3 protein-coding genes are annotated in these 7,356 nt (G+C 71.8%); 1 reads left to right on the forward strand and 2 read right to left on the reverse strand.

Translation table 11 applies throughout. The features are described 5' to 3' along the window. Nucleotides 1-4,164: excinuclease ABC subunit UvrA (gene uvrA / locus HNV26_RS36285; protein WP_171453004.1), on the reverse strand; the 4,164-nt coding region annotated here is incomplete at its 3' end. Between the two features lie 117 nt (nucleotides 4,165-4,281). Further along, entirely contained in the window at nucleotides 4,282-4,872 is a 591-nt protein-coding gene (locus HNV26_RS36290; protein ID WP_171443665.1) for a DUF2378 family protein, read from the reverse strand. Between the two features lie 153 nt (nucleotides 4,873-5,025). Between HNV26_RS36290 and HNV26_RS36295 the strand changes: the two genes are divergently transcribed. Continuing rightward, nucleotides 5,026-7,317 carry a hybrid sensor histidine kinase/response regulator gene (locus tag HNV26_RS36295; RefSeq protein ID WP_171443664.1) on the forward strand — a complete coding sequence of 764 codons (2,292 nt, stop codon included), beginning with the start codon at nucleotides 5,026-5,028 and terminating at the stop codon, nucleotides 7,315-7,317. Nucleotides 7,318-7,356 lie beyond the last annotated feature (39 nt).

Consider the following 7,356-nt stretch of genomic DNA (forward strand, 5'->3'; position numbering starts at 1 on the left):
GATGTGCCCGCCCCCCCGGCCGCCCGTGGGCCCCAGGTCCAGCAGGTGGTCCGCCGCGCGGATGGTGTCCGAGTCATGCTCCACCACCAGCACCGTGGAGCCCGTGGCCACCAGGGCGCGCAGGTTGTCCAGCAGCCGGTGCGTGTCGCGCGGGTGCAGGCCGATGGTGGGCTCGTCCAGCACGTACATGGCGCCGGTGAGGCCCGCGCCCAGCTGCGCGGACAGGCGCAGCCGCTGCATCTCCCCGCCCGACAGCGTGGCCGCGTTGCGGTCCAGGGACAGGTAGCCCAGGCCCACGCGCTCCAGGAACTCCATGCGGCGCAGCAGCTCCTGGCGGGACGGCTCGCCCAGGAGCGCCCGGTCCCCCTTGAACTTCCAGCCGCGCACCCGCGTCAGCGTGGACGCCACGGACTGCTGCACCACCTCGTGGTAGCGCGCGCCCTCCAGCCGCACGCCCCGGGGGACGGGGGCCAGCCGGCTGCCACCGCACGTGCGGCAGGGCGCGACTTCGCCCTCGGCCATCGCCTCGGCGCCGCCCTGGATGCCGGTGCCCTCGCACGACTCGCAGCGCCCCTGCTTCGTGTTGAAGGAGAACCAGCGCGGGTCCAGCTCCGGCACGGCGGTGCCGCACTTGGGGCAGGTGCGCTCGGTGGACAGCAGCGTCTCGCCCTTTCCGGCGTCCACCTTCACCGCGCCCTGGCCCCAGCCCAGCGCCTTCTCGAAGACGTCGCGGTCCAGCTTCGACAGCTTGCCCTCGTACATGACGAGGTCGATGTCGTGCTCACGCGTCTTCGCCAGGCGCGGCGGGTCATCCGTGGACGCGGGCTTCCCGTCGACGATGGCCCGCGAGATTCCCGCGCGCGCCGCCGCCGCGAAGATGTCCAGGTAGGTGCCCTTGCGCGAGCGCACCGCGGGCGCCAGCAACGTGCCTTCGCCCTTCATCGCCGTGAGCTGCGCGAAGAGCACGTCCGGCGACATCGAGGTGATGGGCGAGTCGTCGTTCGGGCAGTGCGGCTCGCCCAGCTTGGCGAACAGCAGGCGCAGGTAGTGGGCCACCTCGGTGACGGTGGCCACGGTGCTGGTGGCTCCCGCTCGCGAGGTGCGCTGCTCCAGCGCCACTGACGGCGGCAGCGAGCTGATGCGCTCCACATCCGGACGCGGCATGGAGGGCAGGAACTGCCGCGCGTAGGGGCTCAGCGTCTCCAGGAAGCGGCGCTGGCCTTCCGCGAACACCACGTCGAAGACGAGCGAGCTCTTGCCCGAGCCGCTCGGCCCGGTGACGACGGTCATCTTCCCCAGCGGGATGCGGCACGACACGTCGTGGAGGTTGTGCTCGCGCGCGTGCTCCACCTCGATGGCGGGGACCTCACCCTTGCCCGGCTTGCGCAGCTTCACCGCGCGGCCCAGCGGCTTGCGCTCGCCCCGCAGTGCCTGGGCGGTGGCGCCCTTGCCGCGAGCCACGTCCTCCGGCGTCCCTTCCGCCACCAGCCGGCCACCGTCACGGCCGCCCACGGGGCCCAGGTCGATGACCCAGTCCGAGGCCTTCATCACCGCCACATCGTGGTCCACCACCAGCACGCTCGCGCCGAAGTCCACGAGCGCGTTCAGCGCGGTGATGACGTGGCGCACGTCCTCCGCGTGCAGGCCAGCGCTGGGCTCGTCGATGAGGAACAGCGTCCCCTGCGCCTCACTCGCCAGCGCCCGCGCCAGCTTCAACCGCTGCGCTTCGCCCCCGGACAGCGTGGACAAAGGCTGCCCCAGCGGCAGGTAGCCCAGCCCCAGGCGCGCCACCGGCCCCAGCGTGCGCTTCAGCGCCACGTCGCCGCCGAAGTGCTGGAGCACCTCGTCCACCGTCATCTCCAGCACCTGGGCCACGCTGAAGCCCTGGTGGCGGACGGCCAGCACCTCTTCCTTGAAGCGCCGGCCGCGGCACACCGCGCACAGCAGCGCCACGTCGGCGAGGAACTGCATCTCCACCGTCTCGTAGCCCTCGCCCGAGCAGGCCTCGCAGCGGCCCTTGTCGACGTTGAAGGAGAAGTGCGCCGCCGTGAGGCCGCGCACCTCCGCGTCGGGCTCCGAGGCGAAGCGCTCGCGCAGCCGGTCCCACGCCTTGGTGTACGTGGCCGCGTTGCCGCGCGAGGTGCGCCCCAGCGGGGACTGGTCCACCAGGGTGATGGCATTCACCGCCTCCATGCCCTCCACCGCGTCCACCGCGCCGGGCGCCTCCACGTCCTTCACGCCCAGCCGCCGCGCCAGGTGCCGGTACAGCACCTCGTCCATCAGCGTGCTCTTCCCCGAGCCGCTGGGCCCCGTCACCGCGCACAGCACGCCCAGGGGCACCTCCACCGTGAGGTCCTTCAGGTTGTGCTCGCGGGCCCCCCGAATCACCAACGCCCCGGTCCGCGTGCGCGGCGTGCGAGGCACCTCGTCCACGCCAGCCAGCAGCCGCCCCGTGGGCAGGTCCTGCTTCTTCGCCAGCGCCTCCGGCGTCCCGTCGAACACCAGCCGCCCGCCCTGCTTCCCGGCCTCGGGCCCCAGCTCCAGCACGCGGTGCGCCGAGCGGATGACCAGCGGGTCATGTTCGATGACCAGCGCGATGTTGCCCCGCTCCGCCAGCTCCGCGATGGCCTCCGTCAGCGGCGGCACGTCGCCCGGGTGCAGGCCCACGGTGGGCTCATCCAGCACGAAGAGCGCGCCGGTGAGGGACGTGCCCAGCGCGGCCGTCAGGGACACGCGCTGCGCCTCGCCGCCCGACAGCGTGCGCGCGGGGCGGTCCAGCGTGAGGTAGCCCAGGCCCACCCGCTGGAGGTAGCGCAGGCGGCCGGCCAGCTCGCGCCGCGCCAGCTCGCCCTGCCCCGTGGTGGTGCGCAGCGCGTCCAGCCGCGCCAGCGCATCCGTCAGCTCCAGGTGGTGCCACGACGGCAAATCCAGCCCGCCCACGCGGTACGCACGCGCCTGGGCGTTGAGGCGTCCGCCGCCACAGCTCTCGCACAACGAGTAGGCGCGATAGCGCGCCAGCAGCACGCGCACGTGCATCTTGTACGTGCGGCCCTCCATCCACCGGAACCACGCGCGCACGCCCGGATAGGCGCGGCCCTCGTCGTAGTCGCCCTCGCCCTCCAGCACCGACTCCCGCTGCTCGGGCGTCAGCAGGCCCCAGGGCTTGTCCCACGGAATCCCCCGCGCCTTGCACCAGCGCTGGAGCATGCCGCGCTCCCACGTGGTGGACTGGCCGGACCAGGGACGGATGGCCCCCTCCGACAGGCTCAGCTCGGGGTTGGGAATCACCTTGCCCCAGTCGATGCCAATGGTGCGGCCGAACCCACGGCACGCGGCGCACGCGCCCACCGGCGACTGGTAGCTGAAGAGGCCGGGCCGCGCGGCCTCGAACTCCCGCGCGCACTTGGGGCACACCAGCCCGCGCCGCAGCCGCTGGGGCACGCTCTGCCCCGGGACGAAGAGGTGCGCCTCGCCGTCCGCGCGGGTCCACGCGTCCTCCAGGGCCTGCGTCACGCGCGACAGCTGCGCGTTCGTCAACTTCACCCGGTCCACCACCACGCGCGCGATTCCAGCCGGGTCGGTCGCCTCGGCGGGACGGAGCGACTCCAGCTCCTTCACCTCGCCCTGCACCATCAGCCGGTGGTAGCCGTCCTTCAGCAGCCGGGCCCGCGCGTCCAGGAAGGCCGCCGTGTCGGGGATGCGCAGCGGGAAGGTGAGGACGGCCTGCGCGTCCGTGTGCTCGCGGATGGCCGCGGCCGCCGCCACGCGCGCGTCCGTCCGCACCGCCTCCACGCCGCAGGTGCCGCAGACGGGCACGGCCTCACGGGTGAAGAGCGCGGACAGGTACGGCTCCACGTCCGCCAGCGTGGCCACCGTGGAGCGCGAGCTCTTCACGGGCGCGCGCCGGTCCACGGCCACGCCCGCGGCCACGGGCTCCAGGGCGTCCATGGGCGGCCGCTCCAGCCGCTCGAGGAACTGCCGGGCGTACGGGCTGAAGCTCTCCACGAAGCGCCGCTGCCCCTCGGCATACAGGGTGTCGAGCGCCAGGCTCGACTTACCGGCGCCAGAGACGCCAGTGACGCAGACGAACTCCCCTTCCGAGAGGTCGACCGACAGGTCCTTCAGGTTGTGCGTGCGCGCGCCAACGAGGTGAGTCTTGTGCATACGGGTGGCAGGTTTAACGACTGGACACTTCGCCGCCAATCACAACTGAGGGAGCCCCCGTGGGAACCCGCCTCCCTGGCTGGCGATGAAGCGGCCCCCCGGAGCCCGGAGGCCCGCTCAGGCGCTCGTCCAGCGCACCCGCAGGGTGTACCCCGCGGTCTGCCGCTCCAGCACCTCCACCTGGGGCAACACCTTGGTGCGCAGCAGGACGCCTTCCACCACGCCGGCGACGAAGTCCGGCAGCGGGTCCGGGTCCACGACGCGGATGCGCCATTCCCCCGCCTGCACCGGCTCCAGCAGCATCTTCATGTCCTCGCGCCCCGCCCGCAGATATGTGGGCAGGCGCGTCAGACACCGCTCCGTCCCCAACAGGGGCGCGGCGGTGGCGAAGATGCGACCCACCAGTGTCTGGGCGAACCCCTCCACATAGCGGTGCCCCAGGACGCGGTTGGCCGCCTCGGGCGGCTGCCCCACGCAGACATGGCGACGGGCCACCCCCAGCGCCGCCCGCCACACCGCCAGCGGGTAGTACTCCTGCGACGCCTCCATGTCGTAGCCAATGTCTCGCAAGGACTGGGCGAAGGACCCCGTGGGCTTCAACGCATGGACGAAGAGCCCCTCGAAGTTCCGCCGAGGCACCTGCACCGGCAACGGTGGTGGCTTCTGCGGCTCCGTGGCCGTCTTGTCGTCAAAGCCCCGCCGTTCCATGAGTTCCCCCTGTCTCCACCGGTCCACCCCGGTCCTGAGGCCAGTGTATCAGCCCGGGCGCTTCGTCACCTGCACGCCACACCGGCACGGCACCCCGCTTTTACAACAGCAGACGTCGTGTAACGATGCGTGTTCGTCATCAAGAGGTGTCCCATGCGGGTCCTGATTGTCACCCAGGGGGGAGGGGCGGACCTGGCGCCAGTCGAGTCCTGGTTGCGCGAGCAGGGACACACGGTGGTCACCGTGACGCGCGAGGCGGAGGTGCCCGCCGCGTGGCGCAGCGGGACGTGCGCGCTGGTGATGGTGGATGCCCGGACGGACCCCTCCCGCGTCCCGCTGGTGCGCGCGCTGCGCAGCCTGCCCGGCGGCGAGGAATCCGTGTTGCTGCTCCTGGGCCACCGGGGCGCGCTGGGCGGACTGCGGCCCGTCCTGGAAGCCGGCGCCGATGATTTGCTCGCGTGGCCCGTGGAGGAGGAGGAACTGGCGCTGCGGCTGGAGCTGGCCCACCGCCGCTTCGTCCGGCGCGAGGGCCGCAAGGGCCTGCCCTTCGGAGATGACCTGAAGGAGACGCTGCTGGCCGTCAGCCCCGTGCCCACGGCCATCACCACCATCACCGAGGGGCGCGTGGTGGCGGCCAACGAAGCCTACTTCGAACTCTTCGGCTACACGCGCGAGGAGGTCATCGGGCGCACCACGATGGAGCTGGCGCTGTGGCAGGCGCCCCTGAACCGCTCGCAAATCGTGGACACGCTGCGGCGCCACGGCACGGTGCGCGGCGTGGACGCGCAGTACCGCACCCGCGAGGGCGAGCTGCGGCACACGCTGCTCTTCATGGGCCTGGTGCCCTATGGCGGCACGCCCCACATCATCTCCTTCTTCCCGGACATCACCCCGCTCAAGCGCGCCGAGGAAGGCCTGCGCCGCTCGGAGGTGAGCTTCCGCACCCTCATCGGCAGCCTGCCGGACATGGTGGCCGTCTTCGACACCGACGCGCGCGTGCGCTACGCCAACCAGAAGGTCGCCACGGCCCTGGGCTACGAGAGCGTGGACGAGCTGCTGGGCAAGCACTTCTCCGACATCATCCCGAAGGAGGACTTCGCCAGCGCCAACGCGCGCATGCACGAAGCCATCCGCGCCGGCCGCGCGGCGATCCAGGAGCGACGGCTGGTCAAACGCGACGGCAGCCTGCTGCACGTGGAGTCCACCACCTTTCCCCTGCCCTTCGACGGCGAGGACGCCATCGTCTCCGTCTCCCATGACTTGACGGAGCGCTACCAGATGCAGGCGCGGCTGATGCTCGCGCAGCGCATGGCCTCCGTCGGCACACTGGCCGCGGGCGTGGCGCACGAAATCAACAACCCCCTGGCCTACCTCACCGCCAACCTGGCCTTCGCGCGCGAGGAGCTCGCCGGCGTGCTGCCCACCGGCACCCGGAGCATGGAGCCCCGGCTGGCGGAGGCGGTGGCCAGCGCCCAGGCCGCGCTCGCCGAGGCGCAGCAGGGCGCCGACCGGGTGCGCAGCATCGTCCGGGATTTGAAGACGTTCAGCCGGGTGGACTCAGCGGAGAGCGCGGAAGTGGACGTCCGGCAGGTGCTGGAGTCCACGCTGAACCTGGCCACCACGGAGATTCGTCACCGCGCCCGCCTGGTGAAGCAGCTCGACGCGGTCCCCACCGTGGTCGGCAACGAGTCACGGCTGGGACAGGTGTTCCTCAACCTGCTGGTGAACGCCGCCCAGGCCATTCCCTCCGGGACGCCGGAGCGCCATGAAATCCGCGTCGTCACCCGCCTTTCGGGCAACGGCCTCGTCTGCGTGGAGGTGTCCGACACGGGCGCCGGTATCGCCAAGGAACACCTGCCGCGCCTGTTCGACCCCTTCTTCACCACCAAGGAGCCCGGGGTGGGCACCGGACTGGGCCTGTCCATCTGCCACAGCCTGGTGACGGCCCTGGGTGGGGAAATCCATGCGACGAGCGAGCCGGGCAAGGGCTCCACCTTCCAGGTGCTCCTGACCCCCTCCCAGCGGCTCGGGACGGAGCGCCCACCGCCCGCTCCGCATTCCGCCCCCACGGAGAAACGGGGCAGCGTGCTGGTGGTGGACGACGAGCCGCTCGTCTGCACGGCCCTGGGGCGGACGCTGCGTCCGCACCACGACGTCACCCTCTTCACCCGGGCCCAGGAGGCCTTGGAGCGCATCGAGTCCGGCGAGCGCTTCGACGTCGTCTTCTGCGACCTGATGATGCCGGGCATGAGCGGGATGGACTTCTACTCCGCCCTCCAGGCCCGCCACCCCGAGCAGGCCCAGCGGGTCATCTTCCTCACCGGCGGCGCGGTGACGCCCCAGGCCCGCGCCTTCCTGGAGTCGGTACCAAGCCCCCATCTGGAAAAACCGTTCGCTGGCAGGGAACTCCTCTCCCTGATCCAGGAACGGCTCGCGCACGCATAGCGAATTGTCGGCCTGTGGAAGATTTGGACAGGCCCCCCC

The organism is Myxococcus xanthus (assembly GCF_013116825.1).
GTDB classification, from domain to species: Bacteria; Myxococcota; Myxococcia; order Myxococcales; family Myxococcaceae; genus Myxococcus; species Myxococcus xanthus_B.

What these genes read in the sequence shown, in the direction of transcription:
- HNV26_RS36295 (WP_171443664.1), top strand. Translation starts at nt 5,026, where the DNA reads ATGCGGGTCCTGATTGTCACCCAGGGGGGAGGGGCGGACCTGGCGCCA.
- HNV26_RS36290 (WP_171443665.1), bottom strand. Translation starts at nt 4,872, where the DNA reads ATGGAACGGCGGGGCTTTGACGACAAGACGGCCACGGAGCCGCAGAAG.